The following is a 26,120-nucleotide window of genomic DNA, read 5'->3' as shown; positions in this document are numbered from 1 at the left end:
ATGTCCCTCATCACCACCGCCCAGCTCGGGCAGGCGCTGCCCGGCGCGCTGCGCAAGCTCGACCCGCGCCGGATGTGGCGGAACCCCGTCATGTTCGTCGTCGAGCTCGGCGCCGTGCTCACCACGCTGCTCGCGATCGCCGAACCCTTCCTCGGCGGGCCGCACGCCTCCGGCGGCAGCGAGGTGCCCTGGTCGTTCACCTGGGCGATCGCCGCCTGGCTCTGGCTCACGGTGCTCTTCGCGAACCTCGCGGAGGCGGTCGCCGAGGGCCGCGGCAAGGCGCAGGCCGAGTCGCTCCGCCGCACCCGCAGCGACACCGTCGCGCACCGCGTCGAGCGGTACGACGAGGTCGCGGACCCGGGCGCCGAGCGCAGCCGCACGGCCGAGGTCTCTTCGGCGGCCCTCCAGCTGGGCGACCTCGTCGTCGTCACGGCGGGCGAGCTCATCCCGGGCGACGGCGACATCGTGCACGGCATCGCCTCGGTGGACGAGTCGGCGATCACGGGCGAGTCGGCCCCCGTCGTGCGCGAGTCCGGCGGCGACCGCAGCGCGGTCACGGGCGGCACCCGGGTGCTCTCCGACCGCATCGTCGTGCGCATCACCTCGAAGCCGGGCGAGACCTTCGTCGACCGGATGATCGCGCTCGTCGAGGGCGCCGCCCGGCAGAAGACGCCGAACGAGATCGCGCTGAACATCCTGCTCGCGAGCCTGTCGATCGTCTTCGTCGTCGTCGTGCTCACGCTCAACCCGATCGCCTCCTACGCGGCGCTGCCCGCCTCGATCCCGGTGCTCGTCGCCCTGCTCGTCTGCCTCATCCCGACGACGATCGGCGCGCTGCTCTCGGCGATCGGCATCGCGGGGATGGACCGGCTCGTGCAGCGCAACGTGCTCGCCATGTCGGGCCGCGCGGTCGAGGCCGCCGGCGACGTCACCACGCTGCTGCTCGACAAGACCGGCACCATCACCTACGGCAACCGCCGGGCGAGCGCCTTCGTGCCGCTGCCCGGCGTCGAGGAGGCCGAGCTCGTCCGCGCGGCGGCGCTCGCCTCGCTCGCCGACCCGACGCCCGAGGGCGCCTCGATCGTCGAGCTCGCGGCGGAGCGCGGCCTCGCCTTCCCCGCCTCGGGCGACGCGCAGCCGGCCGGCGAGGTCGTGCCGTTCACGGCGCAGACGCGGATGTCGGGGCTCGACCTCGCCGACGGGCGGATCGTGCGGAAGGGCGCGGGATCCGCGGTGCTCGCGTGGGTCGAGGCATCCGGGCGCCAGCCCTCCTCCCTGCTCGCCGAGCTCGACGAACGGGTGGAGGCGATCTCGGCCTCGGGCGGCACCCCGCTCGTCGTCGCGGAGCGCGCGCCGGACGGCGCGACCCGCGTGCTCGGCGTCGTGCACCTGAAGGACGTCGTGAAGGACGGCCTCGCCGAGCGCTTCGCGGAGCTGCGCTCCATGGGCATCCGCACCGTCATGATCACGGGCGACAACCCGCTCACCGCCGCCGCGATCGCGAAGGAGGCCGGCGTCGACGACTTCCTCGCGGAGGCGACGCCCGAGGACAAGCTCGCCCTCATCCGCCGCGAGCAGGAGGGCGGCAACCTCGTCGCGATGACCGGCGACGGTACGAACGACGCGCCCGCGCTCGCGCAGGCCGACGTCGGCGTGGCGATGAACACGGGCACCTCCGCGGCGAAGGAGGCCGGCAACATGGTCGACCTCGACTCCGACCCGACGAAGCTCATCGACATCGTGCGGATCGGCAAGCAGCTGCTCATCACGCGCGGGGCGCTCACGACCTTCTCGATCGCGAACGACCTGGCGAAGTACTTCGCGATCATCCCGGCGATGTTCGCGGGCGTGTTCCCGGGGCTCGCGGTGCTGAACGTGATGCAGCTGCACTCGCCGGCCTCGGCGGTGCTCTCGGCGATCATCTTCAACGCGATCGTGATCGTCTTCCTCATCCCGCTCGCGCTCCGCGGCGTGAAGTACCGGGCGGGCGGAGCGAGCGCCGTGCTCAGCCGCAACCTGCTCGTGTACGGCCTCGGCGGCATCATCGCGCCGTTCATCGGCATCAAGCTGATCGACCTCCTCGTCAGCCTCATCCCCGGGTTCTGACCCGCCCGGAACGAAAGGACCGTCCCATGAGCACCACCCGCTCCACCCTCCGCACCCACTGGGTCGCGCTCCGCGCGATGCTCGTGCTGACCCTCGTGCTCGGCGTCGGCTACACCGCCGTCGTCACGGGCATCGGCCAGTTCGCCCTGCCGGCGCAGGCGAACGGCTCGCTCGTGCGCGACGCCGACGGCGCGGTCGTCGGCTCGGCCCTCATCGGGCAGTCGTTCGCGGATGCCGAGGGCGCGGCGCTGCCCGAGTGGTTTCAGCCGCGCCCCTCGGCGGCGGGCGACGGCTACGACGGCGGCGCCTCGAGCGGCAGCAACTACGGCCCCGAGAACGCGGACCTCGTCGCCGCGATCGGCGAGCGGCAGGCGGCGATCGGCGAGGCCGACGGTGCGGCGCCGGGCGAGATCCCGGTCGACGCGGTGACGGCGTCGGGATCCGGCCTCGACCCGCACATCAGCCCCGCCTACGCCAGGCTGCAGGTGGCCCGGGTGGCCGAGGCGCGCGGGCTGCCCGAGACCGAGGTCGCCACGCTCGTCGAACGCTTCGTGCAGGGCCGCGACGCCGGCTACCTCGGCGACCCGACGGTGAACGTGCTGCGGCTGAACCTCGCGCTCGCCGAGTTGGTGGGAGACTGACCGGTATGCGACGGGGTCGGCTGCGGGTACTGCTCGGCGCCGCGCCCGGCGTCGGCAAGACGTACACGATGCTCGAGGAGGGCAAGCGGCTGCTCGGCGAGGGCCGCGACGTCGTCGTCGGCTTCGTCGAGACCCACGGCCGGCGGGCGACCGCCGCCATGACGGCGGGGCTCGAGCTCGTGCCCCGCCGGGTGAGCACCCACCGCGGGATGCCGCTGGAGGAGCTCGACCTCGACGCGCTCCTCGCCCGCCGGCCCGAGGTCGCGCTCGTCGACGAACTCGCCCACACGAACGCGCCGGGCTCGCGCCACGAGAAGCGCTGGCAGGACGTAGAGGAGCTGCTCGACGCCGGCATCGACGTCATCTCGACGGTGAACACGCAGCACATCGAGTCGCTCGGCGACGTCGTGCTGCAGATCACCGGGGTGCCGCAGCGGGAGACGATCCCCGACCGGGTGCTGCGGGCGGCCGATCAGATCGAGGTCGTCGACCTGGCGCCGCAGGCGCTCCGCGACCGGCTCTCGGGCGGGCTCGTCTACCCGGCCGAGCGGATCGACGCCGCCCTCTCGAACTACTTCCGGCTCGGCAACCTCACGGCCCTCCGCGAGCTCGCCCTGCTCTGGCTCGCCGACGAGGTGGACTCGGCGCTCAAGGCGTACCGCGCCGAGCACGGCATCAGCCACAAGTGGGAGGCGCGCGAGCGCGTGGTCGTGGCGCTCACGGGCGGCCCGGAGGGCGAGACCCTGCTCCGCCGCGGGGCGCGGATCGCGTCGCGCTCCTCCGGCGGCGAGCTGATCGCCGTGCACGTGACCCGGCCGGACGGCATGCGGGCGAGGCATCCGGGCGCCCTCGACGCCCAGCGCACGTTGGTCGAGCAGCTCGGCGGCACCTTCCACCAGGTCGTCGGCGAGGACGTGCCCCGCGCGCTCGTCGAGTTCGCCCGCTCGGTCGACGCGACGCAGCTCGTCATCGGGGTGAGCCGCCGCTCGCGGCTGGCCGCCGCGTTCTCGGGGCCGGGCATCGGCGCGACCGTGATCCGCGAGTCCGGCGACATCGACGTGCACATCGTGACGCACGCGGCGGCCGGCGCGGCCCTCTCGCTGCCGCGGATCGGCGGGGCGCTCAGCCGCACGCGGCTCCTCATCGGCTTCGCGGTCGCGCTCGTCGCGGGACCGCTGCTCAGCTGGGTGCTGCTGCAGTTCCACACGGAGACCTCGATCACGAGCGACGTGCTCGCGTACCAGCTGCTCGTGATCGTCGTCGCGCTCATCGGGGGCATCTGGCCGGGGCTCTTCGCGGCGGTGCTCTCGGGGATCACGCTGAACTTCCTCTTCGTGGCGCCAGTGCACACGCTGACGATCGCCGATCCGAGACAGTTCCTCGCGCTCGTGTTCTACGTCGCGAACGCCCTGCTCGTGAGCTACGTCGTCGACCAGGCGGCGCGCCGCACCCGCGAGGCGAAGCGGGCGGCGGCCGAGTCGCAGCTGCTCGCGACGATGGCCGGCAGCGTGCTGCGCGGCGAGGACGCGCTGCAGGCGATGGTCACCCGTACGCGCGAGGCGTTCGGGCTCGCGGGGGTCCGCCTGCTCCTCGACGGGGAGCCGCGGGTCGCCGACGGCGAGCCGACCCGCGACGACCGGGTCTCGCTCGTGCCGATCGGCGAGCGCGGCACGCTCGAACTGCACGGACCGGACCTGGATGCCTCGGAGCGCCGCCTGCTGCAGGTGATCGCGACCCAGCTGGACGCCGCGATCGAGCACGGCGCCCTCGCATCCGCGGCCGAGGAGGCCTCCGAACTGGCCGAGACCGACAAGGTGCGCTCGGCGCTCCTCGCCGCGGTGGGGCACGATCTGCGCCGACCGCTCACCTCGGCATCGGCGGCGATCAGCGCGCTGCGCTCCCCCGAGCTGCGGCTGCCAGCGGATGAGCGCGCGGAGCTGCTCGACACCGCGGCGGAGAGCCTCGACTCGCTCGCCGAGCTGGTGACGAACCTGCTCGACGTGAGCCGGGTGCAGGCGGGGGCGCTCGCGGTGCGGCTCGCGCCGGTCGAGACGGCGGACGTGGTGTTCCCCGCGCTCGACGAGCTCGGCCTCGGCCCGGGCGAGGTCGAGCTGGATCTCGCCGATGGCGTGCCGCCGCTGCTCGCCGATGCCGGGCTGCTGCAGCGGGTGGTGGTGAACCTGCTCGCGAACGCGGTGCGGCATTCGCCGTCCGGGGAGCGGGTGCGGATCGCGGCGTCGGGGTTCCGCGGGCGGGTGCAGCTGCGCGTCGTGGACCGCGGCCCCGGCATCCCGGTGGAGCGCCGCGACGGCGTGTTCACGCCGTTCCAACGGCTGGGCGACACCGACAATGAGACGGGCCTCGGCCTGGGCCTCGCCCTCTCGAAGGGCTTCGTCGAGGGGATGGACGGCACCCTGGAGGTGGAGGACACCCCGGGCGGCGGGCTCACGATGGTGGTGACGCTGCCGGCGGCTGATGCCGGGGCTGCGGCGGATGCCGCGCCGACGACGTCGGCGGGCGAGGAAGGGCCGGTGCGATGAGGATCCTCCTCGCGGACGACGACGAGCAGCTGCAGCGCGCGCTCCGCATCACGCTCGCGGCGCGCGGCTACGAGGTGCTGCACGCCCGCGACGGTGCGGAGGCGATCGAGCAGGCGGCCTCGGGGCATCCGGACCTCATCCTGCTCGATCTCGGCATGCCGCGCGTCGACGGCCTCGACGTGATCCGCGCGGTGCGGGCCTGGTCGAGCGTGCCGATCCTCGTGCTGTCGGGGCGCACGGACTCGGGCGAGAAGGTCGAGGCGCTCGACGCGGGCGCCGACGATTACGTGACGAAGCCGTTCGCGATGGACGAGCTGCTCGCGCGGATCCGCGCCCGTTCCCGCCGCCCGGCGGGCGAGGACGACGCCGGCGCGGTGCACCGCATCGGCGAGCTCGAGGTGGACCTCGCGGCGAAGACGATCCGCCGCGCGGACGGGGCGGGCGGCACCGGCGGCTCGACCGGCGCGGTGCGGTTGACGCCGACGGAGTGGCACCTGCTGGAACTCTTCCTGAAGCATCCCGGCCGCCTGCTGACCCGCGAGATGCTGCTGTCGGAGGTGTGGGGGCCGTACCACGCGAACGACGCCGGATACCTGCGGCTCTACGTCGCCCAGCTGCGCCGCAAGCTCGAACCGGTGCCGGCGGAACCCCGCCACTTCCTGAACGAGCCCGGCATGGGCTACCGCTTCGAGCCGTAGCGCCGGCGACGGCCCGCGCGCGGCCTACGCTTGACGGGTGGACTGCGGCTACTTCGACGCCGGGCGCTGCACCTCGTGCGCCCTCATGGGGCAGCCGTACCCGGACCAGCTCGCCGCGAAGCAGGCGCACGCCGAGCAGCTGCTCGCGCCGTTCGGCGTCGGCGCGTGGCATCCGCCCGTCGCCTCCGGCGAGCGCGACTACCGCAACAAGGCGAAGATGGTCGTCGGCGGCACGGTCGACGCGCCCACGATCGGCATCCTCGACGCCGACGGGCACGGCGTCGACCTGCAGGCCTGCGGCATCTGCTCGCCCGGTCACCGGGCGGCGTTCCCGGTGCTGGCCAGGTTCATCACGCTCGCGCGCATCGCCCCCTACGACCTCGCCGCCCGGCGCGGCGAGCTGAAGCACCTCATCGTCACCGAGTCGCCCGACGGGGAGCTCATGGTGCGCTTCGTGCTGCGCTCGACCGAGCCGGTCGCCCGCATCCGCAAGCACCTGCCCGCGCTCCTCGCCGAGCTGCCGCAGGCCCGCGTCGTGACCGTCAACCTGCTGCCCGAGCACAAGGCGGTGCTCGAGGGCGACGCCGAGCTCGTGCTGACCGAGCAGGAGACGCTGCCGATGCGGCTCAACGACGTCACGATGCACCTGCGGCCGCAGAGCTTCTTCCAGACGAACACGGCGATCGCGGCGGCGCTCTACGCGGAGGCGCGGGACTGGATCCGCGAGCTCGCCCCCGACTCGGCCTGGGACCTCTATTCGGGCGTCGGCGGCTTCGCGCTGCACCTCGCCGGCGGCGGTCCCGGCGGCGCCGGCTCAGGGGGCACCGGCCCCGAGATCACCGGCATCGAGACGAGCGTCGAGGCCGTCGCCTCGGCGGAGCTGAGCCGCACGGATGCCGCGCTCCACCGGCTGCGCTTCGCCGCCGGCGACGCCACCGAGTTCGCGCTCGCGGCGTCGTCCGCGCCCGACCTCGTGGTGGTGAACCCGCCGCGGCGCGGCATCGGCGCCGAGCTCGCCGGCTGGCTCGAGCAGAGCGCGGGCATCTCGCACGTGCTCTACTCGAGCTGCAACGCGGCCTCGCTCGCGAAGGACCTGCGGGCGATGCCGTCGTACCGGCCCGTGCGGGCGCGGGTGTTCGACATGTTCCCGCAGACGAGTCACTTCGAGGTGATGGTGCTGCTCGAGCGGCGCTGAGGCCGGCTCAGATCACTTCCCAGCCCTCGTCGCGCACCGCGGCCGGCGTGCCGGCGCGGTAGCGCAGCACGCGCTCGTCGAAGTCGAGCGACAACGTCGCCTTCGTCTCGCAGCTGAACTCCGGGTGCACCTCGTCGCGGTAGAAGATGCACACCGGGCCGCCGTCGGGCAGTCCCTCGACGAGCTGCGCGGCCCTCGCCACCGGGTCGATCGCCTGGAACGCCGTCGCCCGCTCGTCGAGCATCGCGAGCCGCGCGTGCGTGTCGCTCATGTCGGGGTTGCGTTCCCCGCGCGCGAGCCCGGCGTCGAGGAAGTGGTTCGTGTGCCGCATCGTCTCGCCGGGCGCCCCCTCGATCACGGCCACGCCGACCGGCGTCGCCTCGAGGAACGCGGCCCGCGGCCGCTCGCCGTCGTAGCTCACCACCGTGAGGGTGGTGGAGGCGCCGAAGCGGGTGCCGCGAACGAGCTCGATCGCCTCGTCGAGCGACGCGGCCTCGTCGTGGATGCGCCGGGCGACGAGGTGCAGCGGGATGCCGGGCACCGAGCCATCCGCCCGGTGGTTCAGCATGTTCATGTGGCTGCCGACGCCCGCGTCGTTGATCCCGATCTTGCCGAGGATGCCGAGCTCGGTGAAGCCGTGCACCCGCCGCCCGGCGTCGGTGACGTACGACCAGGCGAGCGACTCCGTCGCGAGGTGCGTGTACCAGTCCCAGATCTGCAGCGTGCGGGGTGCCTGCCCGTCGGCCGGCAGGAACACCCCGGTCGAGCACTCCCCCGGCCCGCTCGGCTCGGCGAGGGCGATGATCTCGGTTCGGCCGCTCATGAGCGCGGCCTCCCAGGCCTCGAGGCCGGCGCCGGCGGCGAGGCCGGCGAGCTCGCTGGCGAGGCTCGGCGACCAGTCGGCGACGTCGTCGAGGATGCGGCGGGCGGCGTCGCGGGCCGCGCCCTCGTCGATCCCCTTCGCGCGGAACAGCCGCCAGTAGCCGTCGAGCGACTCGGCGATCTGGGCGGCGAAGCGCTCGCCGATCTCGGCCCCGCGGATCGCGGGGTCGCGGGTCTCGGATTCGTGTCGTCGGATGATCATGCGGCGGCGCTCAGCACGGCGTCCCAGGCGAGCTCCGACGCGACCGCGCCGAGCGCGCTCGGCGCGAGCTGGTGCACGCCCAGCTCGGCGCTCGTCTCGGTGGGGAAGTCGAGCTCGTCGGTGGTGACGGCGAACAGCACGTCGCCGTCCTGACTGGTGTGGAACGGCTGGATGGCCCGGTGCATCGAGCTGTGCACCTGCTTCGCGAACTGGTCGAGCTGGCGGTCGTCGAGCCGCACGTTCGTGAACACCGCGGTGATGGTCGTGTTGCCGAGCTCGGTCGCCGGCATCGCCGCGCCCGCGAACGCCGCGGCGTAGTCCTCGGCCGGGTGGCGCCGTTCGCCCGTCTCCGGGTCGTAGTTGCCGCGCACCACGCGCTGCTCGCGGTCGACGATCGCCCCGACGGCGTTCACCACGGTGACGACGAGGAGCTTGATCCCGGAGATCTCGCGGTAGGCCGCGCCCTGCCCGGCGAACTCCGCGCGGGACCAGTCGATCTTGCCCACGGTGGCCGCGACGCCCGCGCCCACGCGGCCGACGGGCACGGTGCCGCCGACGGCGTTCGCGAGCGCCGCCTTGCCGAGGGCGGCGTCGGGGATGACGGCGTTGTTGCGCGCCGAGAAGTCGTAGATGATCGCGCCGTTCACGAGCGAGAGCCGCGGGAAGGACACGTCGTTGTCCCGCTCGGCGAGCAGCGCCTCGGCGACGCCCGTCGCCGCGCCGAAGCCGTAGACCGAGCCGCCGGCGAAGCAGATCGCCTCGACGACCTGGTAACCGCCGCTCATGCCCTTCGAGCCGCCGCGGAAGTCGGTCGCGACGCGGGCGTGGTCGGGCAGCCGCATGACGGTCACCCCGGTGGGCCCCTCGGCGTACTCCGCCGTGCCGACCGTGAGCTCGGCGAAGCCGTGGTCCACCAGTTCCCGCGGGGTCCCGGGCACGGGGCTCGGTGCGAGCTGCGGGTTGCCGTCGAGTCCGCGGAAGCGCGGCAGTTCGGCCGGCCGGCGGGGTGGGTACGTCATTGTGTTCCTCTCCAGAAATCCCTACGATGACTCGTGCCGGAACGATCCGGCACGGTCCGACGGTAGTGCCCCTCGCCGAGCGCGGTCAAGAGCGATGCTCAGATTCTCGACCCGACGCGACTCGGCGCTTCGGAGTGCGCTCCCGGGCGGTCCGGAGAGGAGCAACGACGTCCAGATGACCCCCGAACTCGTCTTCCACGGCGGCCGCGTCTTCACGGGAGCCGGCCCCGACGCATCCCCCGCGAGCGCCCCGCCCGCGACCGCCGTCGCCGTGCGCGAGGGACGCATCGTCGCGGTCGGCGACGATGGCCTGCTCGCGCTCGCCGGCCCCGGCACCCGCACCGTCGACCTCGGCGGACGTCTCCTCGTGCCCGGCTTCCAGGACGCGCATGCGCACCCCGTCTTCGGCGCCCTCGAGCTCTCCAGCTGCCACCTCGGCGGGCTCACGACCGTCGACGAGTACCTCGCCGCGGTCGCGACGTACGCGGCGAGCCATCCCCACGATGCGACGCTGCAGGGCGCCGGCTGGATGCAGTCCGCCTTCCCCGACGGCCCGCCGACCGCCGCGCTGCTCGACCGCGTCGTGCCCGACCGCCCGCTCCTGCTCTGGGGCAACGACGGCCACCGCGCCTGGGTGAACTCGGCCGCGCTCGCGGCCGCCGGCATCGATGCGAGCACGCCCGACCCGGCCGACGGACGCATCGAGCGGGATGCCTCGGGCCGACCCACGGGCTTCCTGCTCGAGGGGGCCGTGGCCCCAGTGCTCGCGATCCTGCCCGACGCCACCCCCGAGCAGCTCGACGCCGCCGTGCTGCGCGCCCAGCAGCACCTGCACGCCCTCGGCATCACGGCCTGGCAGGACGCCATCCTCTCCCGCGCCGAGGACGGCGAGGACCCTGCCGAGGCGTACCTCCGCGCCGACCGCGCCGGGCGGCTCACCGCCAAGGTCGCGGGGGCGCTCTGGTGGGACCGCACCCGCGGGCTCGAGCAGATCCCCGAGCTCGCCTGGCGCCGCGAGCGCTTCCGCGGCCGCCGCTTCAGCACGCCGGCGGTGAAGATCATGCAGGACGGCATCATCGAGTCCGGCACGGCGGCACTGCTCGCCCCGTATCGTGCCGTGCACGCCGAGTCCGGGCTGTCCTTCGTCGACCCCGGACTGCTCCGCGAGATCGCGGTCCGGCTCGAGGCCGAGGGCTTCCAGCTGCACTTCCACGGCATCGGCGACCGCGCCGTGCGCGAGAGCCTCGACGCCGTCGCCGCGGCGCGGGCGACCCGGCGCGGCCCGGATCCCCGGCACCACCTCGCCCATGTGCAGCTCGTCGACCCGGCCGACGTGCCCCGCTTCGCCGAGCTCGGCGTCACCGCGAACATCCAGCCCTATTGGGCCTGCAACGACCCGCTCATGGTCGAGCACACCGTGCCGGTGCTCGGCGAGGAGCGCGCCGGGCAGCAGTACCCCTTCGGCTCGCTGCACGCGGCCGGGGCGCGGCTCGCGGCGGGCAGCGACTGGCCGGTCTCCACGCCGGACCCGATCGCCGGCATCCACGTCGCCGTGAACCGCGCGCTGCCGGCGGGACATCCCGGCTCCGGCGCGGAGCCGTTCCTGCCGGGCCAGGCCCTCGACGTCGCGACCGCCCTCGAGGCGTACACGGCCGGCTCCGCCTATGTGAACGGCTTCGACGACACCGGCCGCATCGCGCCCGGCTTCGCCGCCGACCTCGCCGTGCTCGACCGGGACCTGCTCGCGATCCCCGCGGAGGAGATCGGCGCGGCGCGCGTCGACCAGACCTTCGTCGACGGCGTGCCGGTGTTCGAACGCTGACGCCTCAGCCCGCCGCGCGTCGCTCGCAGAGCCGCCGCACCGCCTCGGTCGGCACCTCCGCGGCGAGCGCGGCGTAGCGTTCGGCGGCCTCCTCGCGGCGACCGGTGCGCCGGGCGAGGTCGGCGAGCGCGAGTCGGGCGTCGAGCGCGGCGTACGGCGCGGCGCCCGCGGCGAGCACCCGCAGCTCCCGTTCGACGGCGCGGAGCGCCGCGGTGCGCTCCCCCGAGGGCGGGCTGAACAGCGCCAGCTGCTGCTCGGCGACGAGGCGGGCGACCGTCACCGAGGGCGCACCCCACACCCGTTCGAGCGCGCGGTAGAACGCGACCACCCGCGTCCAATCGGTCTCGGCGAAGCTCGGCGCCGCGGTGTGCAGTCCGGCGATGGCGGCCTCGAGCACGAAGCGCCCGTCGCCCCGGTCGGCGGCGGCCGCGGCGTCCGAGAGACCGGCCTCGATGAGCCGGGCGTCCCAGCGCCGCCGGTCGGCCTCGTCGAGCGGCACCGCCGCGCCCTCGGCATCCACCCGTCCCGCTCGCCGCGCGAGGCCGAGCCGCACGACCGCGCGCAGCCCGCGCACCTCGGCGTCGTCCGGGAACTCGGCGACGAGCGCGTCGGCGATCGACAGCGCCTGCCGGCCGAGGTCGTCGAGCGGCGAGCCGGGATCGAGCACGTCGCGGTGGGCGACGGTGAACATGCCGGCGACGCTCGCGAGCACGACGGGCAGGCGCGCGCGGCGCTCCGGCCCCTCCGGCACGCGGAAGCTCCCCCGCGCCTCCGCGAGGGCCCGCTTCGCGCGGGTCAGCCGGGCCGCGGCGGCCGAGGGCTGCACGCCGAGGTGCGCCGCGATGCGCGGCACGTCGAGGCCGCAGACGACGCGGAGGGCGAGCACGAGCCTCGCCTGCTCGGTGAGCGCGGGGTCGCAGGCGACGAAGAGCAGGGCGAGCCGGTCGTCGAGCGCGTCGCCGGGCGGGGCGCCGGCGGATGCCTCGGGCTCCGCCCACTCCGCCTGGCGCGGGCGGGCCGAGAGCTCGGCGGCCTCGCGCTCGGCGTGCCGCTGCTCGGTCGCGCGCCGCCGGCGGTCGTCGAGGAAGGCCCGCTTGCCGACGGCCGTGCACCAGGCGGCGAGCGAGCCGATGGACCGCCCGCCGCCGGCCTCGGCGACGGCCCGCGCCATCGCCTCGGCGGCGTACTCCTGGGCGTCGTCGAGGCTGCCGGTGTACGCGGCGAGCGCGCGGACGACGCGCGGCCAGGCGTCGGCGAAGTCCTCGCCGAGGCCGGCGGCGGAGGCGGTCACGAGGTGGGGAAGACCTTGCGCCACTCGACGTGGCCGCCGGTCGGCACGAGCGCGGCGATGCGCCGGGCGAGCGCCTCGTCGTCGGTCTCGACGAGGTAGAAGCCGGAGACGACCTCGCTCGTGTCCGGGTACGGCCCGTCGGAGTAGACCGCGTCGGCCTCGAGGCGGTCGCCGGACCCGGGCGTCACGCGGCCGCCGTACTTCGCGTTCTGCAGGGCGGAGCCGCCGACGAGCCGGGCGCCGAGCCGGGCGACGGCCTCCTGGAACGCCTTGTGCGCGGGGAAGTTCGCCTCCGGGTCGCCGCCCGGCACGCCCGTGCCCGAGAGGTAGGCGTCGGAGTCCCAGTCGGGCTCGTGGATGAGGTAGACGTACGTGTCGGTCATGGTGTCTCCCAGCTGTCAGCCCGCTCGCGGGCCGTGACGACGATCGTCACACCATGGTGACGAACTCGGGCCCCGGAAATCGACACCCGGAACGAAACTCGCCCTGTTCAGGCCTTTCCTCAGATCCATCGGCTATACTGGCGGGTCATGCAAAGGAGGTGACATGCGAAGGATCGGAACCATCCCCGCGACCATCATCGTCGCGACCTGGGTGTTCATCATCGGATTCACGTTCGGCTACCTCGGCCGTCTCGACTCGGGCACGGCGCCCGCGACGGACGGTGCCGCGCTCGCCGGACTCCTCTCCGGCGCTGCCGCCGTCGCCATCGCCGGCGCGATGCTCATCGCGTTCCGGCTCGTGCGCACCGCCGCTCGCGCGGCCCGGTCGCGCGACGCGAAGCACGCGGGCTAGCCCCGAGACCCGGGATCGTCCCGGGAGACCCGGACGCGGGGTCGGCCATCGCTGGCCGGCCCCGCGTTCCACGTTCGCTACGAACCTCCAGCCATCGTCTTCGCAATGTCGGCCGTGGAATCACCGGCCCGCTTCAGAATGATCGCCACGACCAGAAGCGCAAACAGGGTCAGCAAGAGCATTCCCGTCGAGAGAGCGGCGATCTCCGGCCGCAACCCGCTGCGAAGCGCGCTCAGCACATATACGGGCCATGGGGTGGTGCCAGACACCTGGACGAACGCGGCCACGATCGTGTCGTCCAGGCTGAAGGTGAAGGAAAGCAGAAAGCCGGAGAGGATAGCCGGCATCGCGAGTGGCAACGTTACTCTTCGCAGCGTCCGCAACGGTGTCGAGTAGAGATCCGCGGCAGCCTCCTCCAGGTTGGCCTGCATGCCGATGAGACGCGCCCTGACCAAATAGGCCACGACCGCCACGGAGAACAAAGAGCTCCCGATCGTTAGCCGTGCGATGCCGTCATTGAAGACCCCGAACCCGAGATCCTGCCCCAGGAATACGAACCATGGAAGCAGAGCGACCGCACCGACGATGCTGGGCGTCACCGCCACGAGAAGCAGAATCCCGACGAACCAGACGGTCCAGCCGCCGGGCCTCCTCGCCAGCGCGATGCCGGCGAGTGTCCCGAGGCCGGATGCGATCAGTGACGAGAGACCTGCCGCCCGCAGCGATACAGAGACAGCGTCGCTGAGCACTTGCTTCTGGAAGAGGGCGAGATAACTCTCGATTCCGAAGTCTTCGAACGAGACCAGCAACCGACCCGTGTTGAACGAGTACGCCACGATCACGACGATCGGCGCGAACAGGAAGGCGAAGCCGACGAGGCTCCAGGCCAACAACAGGCGGTGCCTAATCGGCGTGCGGTGCCGGTGCACGGCCGGACCGGGCCTCGCAGCGCTCGCCGCGGCGGGCACTCCCGTTGAGCGAGCCATTTCCCGTGCCGTCATGCGACTTCCTCCATGAGGTCCACTCGATACCGCGCTCTGACGGGAATTGCGATGAGCCGGGCCAGAGCGCCCAGCGCCACGATCGAGAGAACGATCATCAAGACGAGCATGATCGCCATCGCCGAGCCCAGCGCCCAGTTCTGCGCGGTCTGGAACTGAGACGCGAGCATCTGGCCCACCATGTTGCCTTTGGCACCGCCGAGCACGACGGCGGTCAGGTAGTCGCCCATCAGCGGGATGTAGACGAGCAGCACGCCGACGATGATGCCGGGCCGAGCCAACGGGAACGTCACCCGCGCGAAGGTGCGGAGCGGAGTGCCTCCGAGGTCACTTGATGCCTCGCGGACGACATCGCCGACACGGTCGAACGCAACGAACAGCGGCAGAATCATGAGCGGCAAGTAGTTGTATACGACCCCGAGCAGGACCGCCGAACGCGTCTGCAGAACACCGAGCGGTTCGAACCCTAGGTCCTGCAGCAGACTCGACAGCCAGCCCTCCGGTGAGAGCAGGATCAGCCAACCTATCGTGCGAACGAGGAAGTTCGTCCAGAACGGCACCATGACGAGCGCAATCAAGAGACCCTTCACGCGCGCTGGTGCCTTGAGGGCCATCCAGTAGGCGATCGGAGCGCCGACCACGAAGCACAATGCGGTCCCGAGCACGCCGACCCAAAGCGTGTTCGCGAACGTGTCGAAGAACGTTGGAGTGAGGACTTCGGCGTAGCGGTCGAGCGAGAGCACATCGTTCGCGTGTGTGCCGAAGAGTCCTGGCTTGTAGCCGAAGCTGTACCAAAACACGACGCCGACGGGCGCGACGAAGAACGCTGCCAACCAGATCCACGCAGGCAGTGCCAGCGCGAAGCCGGGCGCTACGGCTCTACGCACTGGCGGCGGCCTTCATCTTGTTGTAGATGTCGACGCGCCGGGCGATGCCCTCGGTAGTGGTGCTCGGCTGCATCGTCGCAACCTGTTCGGGCGTGTAGAAGATCATGTCGAGATACGGAAGGCCCTCCGCACGCGCGAGCTCTTCGATACCGGCCCCGCCTGTATGCGAGCCCATGTAGGCGACGTTCGCGAGCTGGCTCTCCGGCTTCAGCATGAAATTGATGAAGGCGTGCGAAGCCTCAGGGTGGGGTGCGGTCGCGCTGACCGCCCACGTGTCCATGAAGATCTCGGTGTTCGGAGCACCCAGCACCCACCTCCACTTCTCCGGAGTGCTCGAGGCCATAATGCCCTGGCGGGCGGAGCCGTTCCATGCCTGGATCAACACCGCAGTGCTCTGCGGGATCGTCCCATTCGCGGGATTCGAGTCGAACACGGACACGTGCTTGGCGAGGGTGTTGACGAGATAGTCCTCTGCGGCCGCGAGGTGCTCCTCGTCGTTCGTCTCCCACTGGATGCCGTTCGCCCAGAAATAGATGCCTGGCAGCTCGCCAGGATCATCGAGCACGCTCGTCTTCCCGCTCGCCTCGTTCGCCGCAGCGTCCATGAAGTCGCCCCAGGTCTTGAGCTCCCGATTGATAACCGTTGTGTCGTAGACGAAGCCGGTGGTGCCCCAGGCCTTGCAGATCGCGTATTCGGAATCGGGATCCGACTCCACGGCGAATTGGGTGTCCATGTGCGCCAAGTTCGGCAGAAGCTCCTTGTTGAGCTTCATCAGCAGGCCGTTCGCAGCCATCTGCGGAATGTAGTTGCTGCTCGGCACCACGACGTCATATCCACTCGTGCCCTTGGCGGCAGTGAGCTTGGCGACGAGCTCCGGGTTCGAACCGAAGGAGTCGACGATGATCTTCGGCCCGCTGGCGCTCGTGAAGGCCGAGAGAAGCGCGGGGTCGTCGTAGTCCGCCCAGCTGTAGATCGAGAGCTGGTCTTCGAGCGGGCCTCCGGTCGGCCGGGCAACGGCGCCCGGGCTTGGCCTGCCACCGTCGCTGCAGGCGGCGAGAAGCAGGCCGCCCGCGGCGATCGCGGTCATCGAAAGCAGTTGCCGACGCGAAAGCGAGCGGAGAACGCCGGGGACGGCGGAGCGCTCCGCGAGGATTCGGATGGGCTGTTGATCGGACATTGAGGTTCTCCGGGATCTCGTCGGGCGCTTCACTGCGCCGGGATTGCGGTTGTGGTCGGGGCACTCAACGACCCGGTGGCAATCGGCTCGTCGTCAGGGAACAGCTGCACCGACTCGGCTCGCCAACTGCACCAAACTGACTCGCCGATCTGGAGCTTCGGCGCGAGCGGCGTCGCGACTCTCGCGATCACCGACAGCTCCGGGCCGAGCTGAACGAGGTACTGCTGGGCCTCACCGAGGTGCGAAACACCGATCAGCCGCCCCTCAACCCGGTTGGTATCGCCGGGAGGCGAGCCCGTTGCGAGCTCCACGAACTCTGGTCGGACCGCTGCTCTGACTCGCTGGCCCACGCTCAGCCCGGTCGACACGGTCGAGATCGGCCCATACGACGTCTGCACTTCGCCTCCCACGGCGGAGACGACCCCGCTGAAGAAGTTTTGCTGCCCGACGAACGATGCGACATAGGCCGACACCGGCGCACGATAAATCGTGGTGGCATCGTCGAGCTGCTCGATCCGTCCGTCGCGCATGACGGCGATCCGATCGCTCATGGAGAGCGCTTCGGCCTGGTCATGCGTCACGAAGACGAACGTGAGACCGAGCTTCGCCTGAATGAGTTTGAGTTCGAGCTGCATCTCCTCGCGGAGCTTTCGGTCGAGCGCAGCCAATGGCTCATCGAGAAGGAGAACGGCGGGCCGGTTCACGAGCGCCCTTGCCAAGGCGACCCGCTGCTGCTGACCTCCGGAGAGCTGGGACGGCTTCCGGTCCGCGAATCGGCGCATCTGCACCATCGCCAGCGCTTCAGCGACACGCGCGCGCAGCTCGACTCGAGCCACCCGACGTTCGTGCAATCCATACGCGACGTTCTGGGCGACGGTCATGTGGGGAAACAACGCGTATGCCTGGAAGACGGTGTTCACGTCCCGGCGGTACGGAGCCTGGCCGATCACCGAACGCCCCGAGATTCGAATATCTCCTGCATCCGGGTGCTCGAATCCGGCGATCATCCGTAGTGTTGTCGTCTTTCCGCAGCCGGATGGCCCGAGCAACGACAGGAACTCCCCAGGCCTGATCTCAAGGGAAAGGTCGTCGACCGCCGCCTGGCCGCCGTATCGTTTGCTCACTCGGTCCAGTACGACCCCACCGACAGCGTCTGCCTGCGGCGGCGCAGCGGCTGTTCGCGTCTCTGACTCCATTGTCACGTGTTTCCTACCCTTCGTACCGTTGTGTCGGTCGCGCTACTCAGCGACCTGGGCGAGCGACCCTCGGCGCGCAACTGTCGGTGTCGGCTCCTCGAGCGTCGCGAGGATCTCGCGGACCACGTCCAAGGTGAGATCGGGATGGATGAACACCAGCCTTCCGACTGGCCGCCCCTCCCACTTCGTCGGCGCGACATACGCGAGTCCTCGGGCAAACAGCAACTCACCCCACGCTTCGTATTCGCCCTGTCCCCAACCGTGGCGTCGGAACAGTACGACCGAGAGCCCTGGTTCGCGCACGAGCTCGAGCTGGTCGCTCGCTTCGATGAGCGCTGCCGTCGCCAGCGCCAAGGCGCGGCCGGCGTCGACAGCTCGCCCGTATGCGTCGATGCCGTAGGTCGCCAGAGAGAACCACAGCGGAAGGCCCCGCGCTCGACGCGTGAGGTGATAGGCATAGTCGCTCGGATTCCACTCGCCTGCGTTCGGATTCCCGAGGTACTCCGCTTCCTGGGTATGCACCGCCGCCGCCTTGGCGGGGTCCCGATAGAGAACGGCGCCGCAGTCGAACGGAGTGAACAGCCATTTGTGGGGGTCGATGACCACGGCGTCCGCATGCTCGATCCCGGCGAACGCGGGCCGGAGTCGATCCGAGAACAACGCACCTCCCCCGTACGCGGCGTCGATGTGGAACCAGATCCCGAGTTCTCGCGCAACCTCCGCGATCCCCTCGAGATCGTCGATGATGCCGGCGTTGGTGGTTCCGGCGGTCGCTACGACGGCGATAACTGTCTCGGGCGCTTCGTCCTCGAGGAGTGCGGCGCGGAGCGCGGCTCCGGTCAACCGATGATCCTCGACCGGCACGAGGAAGGGCTCGACCCCGATGATCCGCAGCGTGTTCGCGACTGAGGAATGAGTCTCGGCAGTGACGGCGATCCTGGGCCGGGTCACCGGAGGACGGCTGTCGCGAGCGACCACCAGCGCCGAGAGATTGCCAGCCGATCCACCGCTGACAAAGCACCCGCCCGCCCCCGCCGGGAGTCCTGCACGGTCGGCGATGACTCGGAGCGCCTGGTTCTCAGCGGCGATCGCTCCAGAGCAGTCCTCCCATCCGTCCCCGTGCAGCGCGAAGGCGGAGACGAGCATGTCGAAGGCGGTCGCTGCCGGCGTCGGCGCCGCCGGAATGTAGGCAAGGTAGCGGGGGCTGCGGCTCGAGGCGATCGTCGGTTCGATGTGCTGGACGTAGAGGCGCATCGCTGCGTCGAGGCCGAGCGGCTCCGCACCGATCGCGCCGTCCAGCCCTGCAGCGAGTTCGTGGGCGTCGCCTCTGCGCCCCAGCGGTGCAGGGTCTGCGGCGAGGCGGCGGCGCACGTGCTCGAGGACGACATCGGTCAGAGCGGGGTCGGACGTGTGCACTTCATCTCCAGAGTCTTATTTGGATCCATACGAACCCAAATAGGAAGCTACGACCCATCGCCCGGGCGCGTCAAGCCCGAATTCGTGCCGACCGATCGTTCGACTCGAGGTTCAGGGGACGATGCGATGCGTCAGACGCCGAGCCGTTCAAAATGCGAGACGAGGGCATAGAACTCGTCACGCGATTCGACCAGGTGGGCGCGCATCAGCCGCTCAGCCGCATCCCCGTCTCCCGCCAGGATCGCCAGCGCGAGCGCGCGGTGCTCGTGCTCGAAGATCTGCGCCCCACTGATTCCTTCGCGGTAGACGAGTGACCATTCGGTTCCGAGCCAGAGAGCGTTCCCACGCACGAACATCTCCATACGCGCGTCCTCGACGGCCCGCCGGAGTGGTTCGTTGCCGGCGGCCTCCGCGATCGCGAAGTGGAAACGCGTATCGATGCGCTGGTAATCGGCGTCGTCCGCGATCTCCTCGTCGAACATCTCCACCAGCGAACGCCTCGCCGCAGTCGGCCCGCGCTCCGCGGCCAGCCGCGCCACGGCCGGCTCCAAGATGATCCGGTACTCCATGTAGTCGCGGATCGCAGCCCGAAACTCTGCGGCGACGACCGCGCGCTCGCCGACGCTCACTTCCCCCAGCCGAACGCCATCCGCCAGGCGGGTCCCGCCCGAGCGTCCAAGCGTGGTGACAACGAGCCCGTCCTGAGCGAGCTGGCGAACTGCCCGCCGGACCGTGTTCCGCCCGACCCCGAGAATCGCTGACAGTTCGCGTTCTGTGGGTAGTTTCGAGCCCGGTTCCATGCCACCAAGCGCGATGCGCTTCCTGAGCATCTCGGCGACAAGCCGCCAGGATTCGGCTCCCCGGCGATCACCGAGCTCGCCGATTCCAGGCTGCACCATCTCCACCCTCCGTAATTTGGATCCGCACGGACCCTATTGACGTCCGCTACGTCATGCGCCTACCATCGGCATCCGTGACCCTGGCCCCTAGTCTTCCTCAGATCGAGTCCGCGGTGGAGTCGGTGCATCCCCTGCTGATCTCGCTCAGCCACGCCATCCACGCGAACCCCGAGCTCGGCTTCGACGAGGTCGGCGCAGTTTCGCGCATCGCCGACGTCCTCGCTGCACACGGGATCGAATCCTCCCGCGCCGTATTCGGGCTGGACACATCACTCGTAGCGCGGTTCGATGGAGCCGCCGGCCCAGGGCCGACTATCGCGATTCTCGCCGAATATGACGCGCTGCCCGTTCTCGGCCATGCCTGCGGGCACAATGTGATCGCTGCCACCGCCGTCGGCGCTTTCCTCGCGCTTCGCAAGGTCGCCGACGAGCTCGCGGGGACCATCGTTCTGCTCGGAACGCCGGCTGAAGAGAACGGCAACGGCAAGGAACACATGGCCCGAGCCGGCGCCTTCGATGATGTCGACGCCGCACTCATGATCCACCCGCACGCCGGCCCCGATGTTGCGGCGATGCCGGTCTTGGGTCTGACTGAGGTCGCCGTTTCCTTCCGGGGGCGGGCGGCGCACGCATCGGCGTCCCCAGACGAGGGTTTGAATGCGCTCGATGCAGTGGTGGCCGCCTACCAGGGAATCGCCGCACTCCGGCAGCACCTGCGCCCCGGCGAACGGATCCACGGCATCATCACCGATGGCGGCCACTCTCCGAACATCGTCCCCGAGCATGCCGCTGCCCGCTTCTATCTTCGGTCGCCGAGCGAGCCCGGCCTGACCGCGCTGATCGGGCGCGCCCAGGCTGTGTTCGATGGCGCTGCGCTGCTGACTGGCACCGTCGCGACCGCAGAGTGGGACGATGCGCCGAGCCTGCCGTTGCGGAGCAACGACCCGCTCGCTACCCGGTTCATGACGCACCTGTCGGGCAGGGAACGTGGCGCCGCCTCTTTCGGAGCGGCACTGGACACAGGTGCCGGCTCGACTGACATGGGCAACGTCAGCATTCGCATACCGAGCATCCACCCGATGGTCTCGATCGGTCCAACTGGCACTGCCCTGCACACCGCAGAGTTCGCGGAGCTCGCAGTCAGTCGCACTGCCGACGATACGATCGCAGATGCCGCGATCGCGCTCGCCCAGACGGCGGCGGACTACCTGCTTAACCACGAGTTCCAGCAGGCAGTTGCCGCAGCGTTCGACGCCGCCGAGACTGTCGCGCGATCGTAGCTCGGGCCTGCCGTGCAGCGCGGGGCCGAGACATCCATCCGCGTTCCACGTCTCAGGAGCTCGCGAGCCCCGCGGTGAGCCGCTCGAGCTCCGCGATGCGCGACGCCCGGTCGCGCGGCACGCCGGGAACTCCGGGCCGCTGCTGCTCGGGCCGAGGCCCGGACGGCGGCCGGTACCCGACGCCGCGCTCGTCGAGCCAGGCGAGGTACGCGGGCAGCCGCGCGGCGAAGTCCGCCGGATCGAGCGGATGCCCCGTCCAGGCGACCTCGGCGAACGCTCCGAGCCGCGGGAACACCGCGTAGTCGAGCCGCTCCGGCCCGTCGAGGTGCTCGGCCCAGACGTTCGCCTGCACGCCGACGACCCGTTCGGCGAACCAGGCGGGTTCGGCGGCCGGCACCGGGTCGAAGCCCGCCACGTCCTCCAGGGCGAGCACGGTGCCGACCGGGATCGGCTCGGCCGGGTCATCCGATTGGCGGTAGTCGAAGTAGGTCCAGAGGTCGGGGCAGAGCACGACGTCGTGGCCGAGGCGCGCGCCGAGCCGGGCGCCGACCGGGCCGCGCCACGACGCGACGATCGCATCGGGCGCCGGGTCGCGGCCCTCGAGCATCTCGTCCCAGCCGACGGCGCGCCGACCGCGGGCGCGGAGCCCGTCGGCGACGCGGCCGAGGAACCACGCCTGCAGCTCCTCCTCGTCGGCGATGCCCCGCTCGGCCATGAGCCGCTGCGTGCGCGGGTCGGCGCGCCAGCGGTCCTTGCGCACCTCGTCGCCGCCGATGCCGACGATCTCGTCGTCGAAGACCTCGCAGAGCTCGTCGAAGACGGTGCCGACGAAGGCGAGGGTCTCGTCCTCGACGTTCAGCACCTCGTCGCTGATGCCGAAGCGCGTCCACGGCTCGCGCACGCGCCGCGCCACCGCCTCGGCACCGCCGACGCCGAACTCGGGGTACGCGGCGAGGATCGCGCTCGCGTGCCCGGGGACGTCGAGCTCCGGCACGACGCGGATGCCCCGCTCCGCCGCGTAGGCGACGAGCTCGCGCAGCTCGGACTGCCGGTACCAGCCCTCGTGCGGCACCCCGTCGAGGGTCGATGCCGGGCCGTGGCCGAGCTGCGTCTCGGAGCGGCGCCCGCCGACTTCCGTCAGCCTCGGGTACGCCCGCACCTCGAAGCGCCAGCCCTGGTCGTCGGAGAGGTGCAACTGCAGCACCGTGATCCGGTGCGCGGCGAGGAGGTCGACGAAGCGGAAGAGCTCCGGCAGCGGCCGGAACCGCCGGGCGACGTCGAGCATGACGCCGCGCCAGGCGAAGCGCGGCTCGCCCGGGAAACGCAGCCCGGCGGCGGGCGGCACGACGGCGCTCATGCGCCGGCGGCGAGTTCGCGCGCGCGGGCGAGCGCGGCGTCGGTCGCGCGGGCGAAGATCTCCTCGAACCCGGCGGACTCGAGCACGGCGACCGCCCGTTCGGTGGTGCCCTTCGGGCTCGTCACGCGGCGGCGGAGCTCGGCGGGCTCCTCCCCCGATGCGGCGAGCAGTTCGCACGCGCCGCGGAAGGTGCCCTGCACCATCGTCGCCGCCTGCTCGGCTGTGAAGCCCTTCGCGACGGCGGCGGCGGTGAGCTGTTCGATGAGGTAGAACACGTACGCCGGGCCCGAGCCCGAGATCGTGGAGAGCGCGTCGAGCTGCGCCTCGGGCACGACGAGCACCTCGCCGACGGTCTCGAACAGGCGCACGACGAGGGCGAGCTCCGCGTCGCTCGAGCGCGTGCCCGCGGAGACGCCGGTCACGGCGCGGCCGACGACGGCGGGCGTGTTCGGCATGGTGCGGACGACGGCGACGTGCTCGGGCAGGATCGACTCGAACGTCGCGACGGTGACCCCGGCAGCCACGGAGACGACGACGGTGCCCGGCTCGAGCGCATCGGCGATCTCGCGCAGCAGCTCCGGCACCATCGCGGGCTTCACGGCGACGACGACGAGGCCGGCTCCGGCGACCGCGCGGCGGTTCGCCTCGGCATCCTGCTCCGTCGCGAAGGCGGTGACGCCGGGCAGCTCGGCGAGCTCGGCGGCCTTCACGGCGCTCCGGTTGGTGGCGCGGATGCCGTCGACGGCGACGCCCGGCTGCAGGAGGCCGTGCAGCACGGCGCGCGCCATGGATCCGGCGCCGAGGAACGCGATGACGGGAAGGGATGGCGCGTCGGCAGTCATGCGCCCATCCTAGGAGCGGCCCGGCGAGCCGCATCGCTTGACGATGCGCGCACAGCGGTTGACCGATCGCGCGCAGTGACGCTGGAACGCATGACTGGTATCCCGGCGCCTCGCTACCGTCGCCCTCAGTCCCATCGCGCACGAGCGCGAGCGAGCGCGACGGCGAAGGAGTCCCACCGTGACCGAAGTCCGATCCCAAGAAACCTCAGGCCCCGGAGCGCCGCAGCGACTGCGGCCGGGTCGGCTCGGCATCTTCGCGGTCGTGTCCCTGGTGGTATCCGCGGCTGCGCCGCTGACCGTGGCGGCGAGCTCGGGGCCCACGAACTTCCGGCTCGGCGGCCTCGGCGGCCCGCTCGCCATGCTGATCTGCGCCGCGGTGCTGATCTGCTTCGCGATGGGCTTCACGGCCATGAGCAAGCACGTCACGAACGCCGCCGCGTTCTACGCGTACGTCGGACGCGGGCTCGGCCGGCCCGCCGGGCTCGGCATCGCCGCGGTCACGACCTTCGCCTACGTCGTGCTCACCGCGAGCTTCTTCGGCTTCATCGGCATCTTCACGAGCATCGGCGTGCGCACGATCTTCGGCGTCGAGGTGCACTGGACGATCGGCGCCCTGCTCGGCTGGGTGCTCGTCGCCTTCCTCGGTCGGCGCAGCGCCGAGGCGGGTGCGCGCCTGCTCGCGGTGCTGCTCACGGCGGAGGTCGCGATCCTCGTGCTCCTCTCCGTCGCGGTGCTCGTCACCGGCGGCCCCGAGCCGGCCTCGGCGGAGTCGTACAACCCGGCGCACCTCTTCGTCCCCGGCGCCGCGGCGCTGTTCGTGCTCGGCTTCGGCGCCTTCGTGGGCTTCGAGGGCACGGCGATCTACGCCGAGGAGGCGAAGCGCCCCGAGCGCACCGTGCCGCTCGCGACGTACATCGCCGTCGGCTTCCTCGGCATCTTCTACTCCTTCGCGTTCTGGCTGTACACGGTCGCGTTCGGCACCGAGGGGGTCCTCGAGGCGGCCGCGCAGGACGATTTCCAGGACATGATCTTCGCCGCGTCCGACACCTACCTCGGGCACTGGGCGGCCGTCGTGCTGTCGGTGCTCGTCGTGACGAGCTTCGTCGCCTGCGTCATGGCGTTCCACAACGCCTCGGCGCGCTACCTGTTCTCGCTGGGCCGCGACGGCGCGCTGCCCGCGGTGCTGGGCCGGGTGCACCCGAAGCACGGCTCGCCGGCGAACGCGAGCCTCGCGGTCTCGGCCATCGCCATGGTGCCGATCGCCCTCTGCGCGGTGACGGGGGCCGACCCGTTCCTGGTGTTCGCGATGGTCGTGTACGCCACGGGCGTCGCGGCGATCATCTTCGCGCAGGCGGTGGCGGGGTTCGCCGTCGTCGCCTACTTCGTGCGGGATCGGCGCGGCCACCACCCGTGGCGCGTGATCGTCGCGCCCCTCGTCGGCGCGATCGGTCTCGCGATCGCCTGGGTCGTCGTGGTGCTGAACTTCTCGATCATCAGCGGCTTGGAAGGCGTCCTGGTGAACGGGGCGCTGATCCTGCCGACGCCGCTGCTGTTCCTCGGCGGCGTGCTGCTCGCGAGGCACTGGCGACGCACCAAGCCGGAGCGCTTCGAACGGCTCGCCCAGAACCTCGGCACGTCGACCACGCACCTCCAGCAGATCGACTGACGCCGCCACAGAGCCGGCGTCGGTGGCGCAACCCATCACGCTCGCGGCATCCACCACTCCGAGAATCGATCCATGAGCGCATCGGGCGCAATCGGCAGAGCCCATCACGCTCGCGGCATCCACCACTCCGAGAATCGATCCATGAGCGCATCGGGCGCAATCGGCAGAGCCCATCACGCTCGCGGCATCCACCACTCCTAGAATCGATCCATGAGCGCATCGGGCGGAACCAAAGCCATCATCGCGGCCTTCCTCGCCAATCTCGGCATCGCGATCACGAAGCTCATCGCGTGGGCGTTCTCGGGCTCGAGCTCGATGCTCGCGGAGGCGGTGCACTCCTTCGCCGATTCGGGCAATCAGCTGCTGCTGATCTTCGGCGGCCGCAAGGCGCGGCGCGCGGCCGACAAGGAGCACCCCTTCGGCTACGGCCGGGAGCGCTACGTCTACGCCTTCGTCGTCGCGATCATCCTGTTCTCCGTCGGCGGCCTGTTCTCGATCTACGAGGGCATCGAGAAGATCCAGCACCCGCACCCGCTCGAGGTGCCGTGGCTACCGATCCTGGTGCTCGTGATCGCGATCGTGCTCGAGTCGTTCTCGCTGCGCACCGCGATCAAGGAGTCGAACCCGCTGCGCGGCCGGCAGAGCTGGGTGCAGTTCGTGCGCCGGGCGAAGGCGCCGGAGCTGCCGGTGGTGCTGCTGGAGGATGTCGCGGCGCTGCTCGGCCTCGTCTTCGCCCTCTTCGGCGTGGGGCTCACGATCCTCACGGGCAACCCGCTGTTCGACGCGATCGGCACGCTCATGATCGGCACGCTGCTGATCGTCGTGGCGATCGTGCTCGGCATCGAGACGAAGAGCCTGCTCGTCGGCGAGGGCGCGAACGACGCCGACGTCGAGAAGATCGAACGGGCGATCACGGCGGGCCCGGAGATCGAGCGGATCATCCACATGAAGACCCTGTACCTCGGGCCGGACGAGCTGCTCGTCGCGGCGAAGCTGGGGTTCGCCGCCGATCAGCGACTGCTCGAGGTCGCGGCCGCGACGAACGTCATCGAGCAGCGCATCCGCCAGGCCGTTCCGGCGGCCCGGGTGATCTACATCGAGCCGGACGTCTACGTCGATCCGCACCACACGGCGCCGCCGACCGACGCGATCGTCATCAAGGGCCTGGAGTGAGCCGCCGCCGCTGAGCGGCCCACTGAAACAGCGAG

The 26,120-nt window shown here is 71.2% G+C and carries 22 protein-coding genes; 10 read left to right on the top strand and 12 right to left on the bottom strand.

The window, feature by feature from the left end; genetic code table 11:
• Genes kdpB through rlmC form a run of 5 tightly spaced genes read left to right on the top strand, consistent with a single transcriptional unit; the run spans position 1 to position 7,180 of the window.
• Complete coding sequence (gene kdpB, locus IEY71_RS11570; RefSeq protein WP_189085483.1) at positions 1-2,106, top strand: potassium-transporting ATPase subunit KdpB; 2,106 nt, start codon at positions 1-3, stop codon at positions 2,104-2,106.
• Between the two features lie 26 nt (positions 2,107-2,132).
• Positions 2,133-2,747, top strand: a complete 615-nt coding sequence (gene kdpC / locus IEY71_RS11565) for a potassium-transporting ATPase subunit KdpC (RefSeq protein WP_189085482.1) — start codon at positions 2,133-2,135, stop codon at positions 2,745-2,747.
• Between the two features lie 5 nt (positions 2,748-2,752).
• Entirely contained in the window at positions 2,753-5,287 is a 2,535-nt protein-coding gene (locus IEY71_RS11560; RefSeq protein ID WP_189085481.1) for an ATP-binding protein, read from the top strand.
• Entirely contained in the window at positions 5,284-5,985 is a 702-nt protein-coding gene (locus IEY71_RS11555) for a response regulator (protein ID WP_189085480.1), read from the top strand. Before IEY71_RS11560 ends, IEY71_RS11555 begins: the two co-directional genes overlap by 4 nt.
• A 37-nt stretch (positions 5,986-6,022) precedes the next feature.
• Entirely contained in the window at positions 6,023-7,180 is a 1,158-nt protein-coding gene (gene rlmC, locus IEY71_RS11550) for a 23S rRNA (uracil(747)-C(5))-methyltransferase RlmC (protein WP_189085479.1), read from the top strand.
• A gap of 7 nt (positions 7,181-7,187) precedes the next feature.
• Here rlmC and IEY71_RS11545 read toward each other — a convergent pair whose 3' ends face one another.
• Together IEY71_RS11545 and IEY71_RS11540 are read right to left on the bottom strand one after the other, a co-directional pair.
• Complete coding sequence (locus tag IEY71_RS11545) at positions 7,188-8,264, bottom strand: C45 family autoproteolytic acyltransferase/hydrolase (protein WP_189085478.1); 1,077 nt, start codon at positions 8,262-8,264, stop codon at positions 7,188-7,190.
• Complete coding sequence (locus tag IEY71_RS11540; RefSeq protein WP_189085477.1) at positions 8,261-9,283, bottom strand: P1 family peptidase; 1,023 nt, start codon at positions 9,281-9,283, stop codon at positions 8,261-8,263. The genes IEY71_RS11545 and IEY71_RS11540 overlap by 4 nt, the downstream gene beginning before the upstream one ends.
• A 175-nt stretch (positions 9,284-9,458) precedes the next feature.
• On the opposite strand from IEY71_RS11540, the gene IEY71_RS11535 reads away from it, so the two are divergent.
• Positions 9,459-11,105, top strand: a complete 1,647-nt coding sequence (locus IEY71_RS11535; protein WP_189085476.1) for an amidohydrolase — start codon at positions 9,459-9,461, stop codon at positions 11,103-11,105.
• Between the two features lie 4 nt (positions 11,106-11,109).
• On the opposite strand, the gene IEY71_RS11530 is transcribed toward IEY71_RS11535, so the two are convergent.
• Both IEY71_RS11530 and IEY71_RS11525 read right to left on the bottom strand, forming a co-directional pair.
• Positions 11,110-12,396, bottom strand: a complete 1,287-nt coding sequence (locus tag IEY71_RS11530; protein WP_189085475.1) for a DUF6596 domain-containing protein — start codon at positions 12,394-12,396, stop codon at positions 11,110-11,112.
• A complete protein-coding gene (locus IEY71_RS11525; protein WP_189085474.1) occupies positions 12,393-12,779 on the bottom strand; it encodes a YciI family protein in 387 nt (128 codons plus the stop codon). The genes IEY71_RS11530 and IEY71_RS11525 overlap by 4 nt, the downstream gene beginning before the upstream one ends.
• Positions 12,780-12,942: 163 nt before the next feature.
• Here IEY71_RS11525 and IEY71_RS11520 point away from each other — a divergent pair, with 163 nt between their 5' ends.
• Positions 12,943-13,191: a hypothetical protein gene (locus tag IEY71_RS11520; protein ID WP_189085473.1), complete on the top strand. Its 249-nt coding sequence runs from the start codon at positions 12,943-12,945 to the stop codon at positions 13,189-13,191.
• Between the two features lie 77 nt (positions 13,192-13,268).
• Here the strand turns inward: IEY71_RS11520 and IEY71_RS11515 are convergent, their stop codons facing one another.
• The 6 genes from IEY71_RS11515 to IEY71_RS11490 all read right to left on the bottom strand — a co-directional run bounded on the left by IEY71_RS11515 (position 13,269) and on the right by IEY71_RS11490 (position 19,767).
• Positions 13,269-14,192 (bottom strand): ABC transporter permease, encoded by a 924-nt coding sequence (locus tag IEY71_RS11515; protein WP_229781705.1) that lies wholly within the window; start codon positions 14,190-14,192, stop codon positions 13,269-13,271.
• The gene (locus tag IEY71_RS11510; RefSeq protein ID WP_229781704.1) at positions 14,189-15,025 is read right to left on the bottom strand and encodes an ABC transporter permease; all 837 of its coding nucleotides are present in this window, start codon (positions 15,023-15,025) and stop codon (positions 14,189-14,191) included. Before IEY71_RS11510 ends, IEY71_RS11515 begins: the two co-directional genes overlap by 4 nt.
• 46 nt (positions 15,026-15,071) lie before the next feature.
• The gene (locus IEY71_RS11505; protein ID WP_229781703.1) at positions 15,072-16,166 is read right to left on the bottom strand and encodes a polyamine ABC transporter substrate-binding protein; all 1,095 of its coding nucleotides are present in this window, start codon (positions 16,164-16,166) and stop codon (positions 15,072-15,074) included.
• Positions 16,167-16,285: 119 nt separating this feature from the next.
• Positions 16,286-17,380, bottom strand: a complete 1,095-nt coding sequence (locus IEY71_RS11500; protein ID WP_229781702.1) for an ABC transporter ATP-binding protein — start codon at positions 17,378-17,380, stop codon at positions 16,286-16,288.
• Positions 17,381-17,494: 114 nt separating this feature from the next.
• Positions 17,495-18,868, bottom strand: a complete 1,374-nt coding sequence (locus IEY71_RS11495; RefSeq protein WP_189085469.1) for a pyridoxal phosphate-dependent decarboxylase family protein — start codon at positions 18,866-18,868, stop codon at positions 17,495-17,497.
• Between the two features lie 131 nt (positions 18,869-18,999).
• Positions 19,000-19,767 (bottom strand): FadR/GntR family transcriptional regulator, encoded by a 768-nt coding sequence (locus IEY71_RS11490; protein ID WP_229781748.1) that lies wholly within the window; start codon positions 19,765-19,767, stop codon positions 19,000-19,002.
• A 74-nt stretch (positions 19,768-19,841) separates the two neighbouring features.
• Between IEY71_RS11490 and IEY71_RS11485 the strand changes: the two genes are divergently transcribed.
• The gene (locus IEY71_RS11485; protein ID WP_229781701.1) at positions 19,842-21,047 is read left to right on the top strand and encodes a M20 family metallopeptidase; all 1,206 of its coding nucleotides are present in this window, start codon (positions 19,842-19,844) and stop codon (positions 21,045-21,047) included.
• Positions 21,048-21,099: 52 nt separating this feature from the next.
• Here the strand turns inward: IEY71_RS11485 and IEY71_RS11480 are convergent, their stop codons facing one another.
• Positions 21,100-22,404: a beta-N-acetylhexosaminidase gene (locus IEY71_RS11480; RefSeq protein ID WP_189085466.1), complete on the bottom strand. Its 1,305-nt coding sequence runs from the start codon at positions 22,402-22,404 to the stop codon at positions 21,100-21,102.
• On the bottom strand, positions 22,401-23,246 hold the full coding sequence (gene proC, locus IEY71_RS11475; protein ID WP_189085465.1) for a pyrroline-5-carboxylate reductase: 846 nt from the start codon (positions 23,244-23,246) through the stop codon (positions 22,401-22,403). Before proC ends, IEY71_RS11480 begins: the two co-directional genes overlap by 4 nt.
• Before the next feature lie 178 nt (positions 23,247-23,424).
• On the opposite strand from proC, the gene IEY71_RS11470 reads away from it, so the two are divergent.
• Together IEY71_RS11470 and IEY71_RS11465 are read left to right on the top strand one after the other, a co-directional pair.
• Positions 23,425-24,912 carry an APC family permease gene (locus IEY71_RS11470; protein WP_189085464.1) on the top strand — a complete coding sequence of 496 codons (1,488 nt, stop codon included), beginning with the start codon at positions 23,425-23,427 and terminating at the stop codon, positions 24,910-24,912.
• 210 nt (positions 24,913-25,122) lie between these two features.
• Positions 25,123-26,085, top strand: coding sequence for a cation diffusion facilitator family transporter (locus tag IEY71_RS11465; protein WP_189085463.1), 963 nt, complete (start codon positions 25,123-25,125; stop codon positions 26,083-26,085).
• The last annotated feature ends 35 nt before the right edge of the window (positions 26,086-26,120 follow it).

Source organism: Agromyces mediolanus, assembly GCF_014648575.1.
In the GTDB taxonomy this organism is placed as follows: Bacteria; Actinomycetota; Actinomycetes; order Actinomycetales; family Microbacteriaceae; genus Agromyces; species Agromyces mediolanus.
Note: the sequence above shows the minus strand (reverse complement) of the source record. Positions and strands in the feature narration are given on the sequence as shown.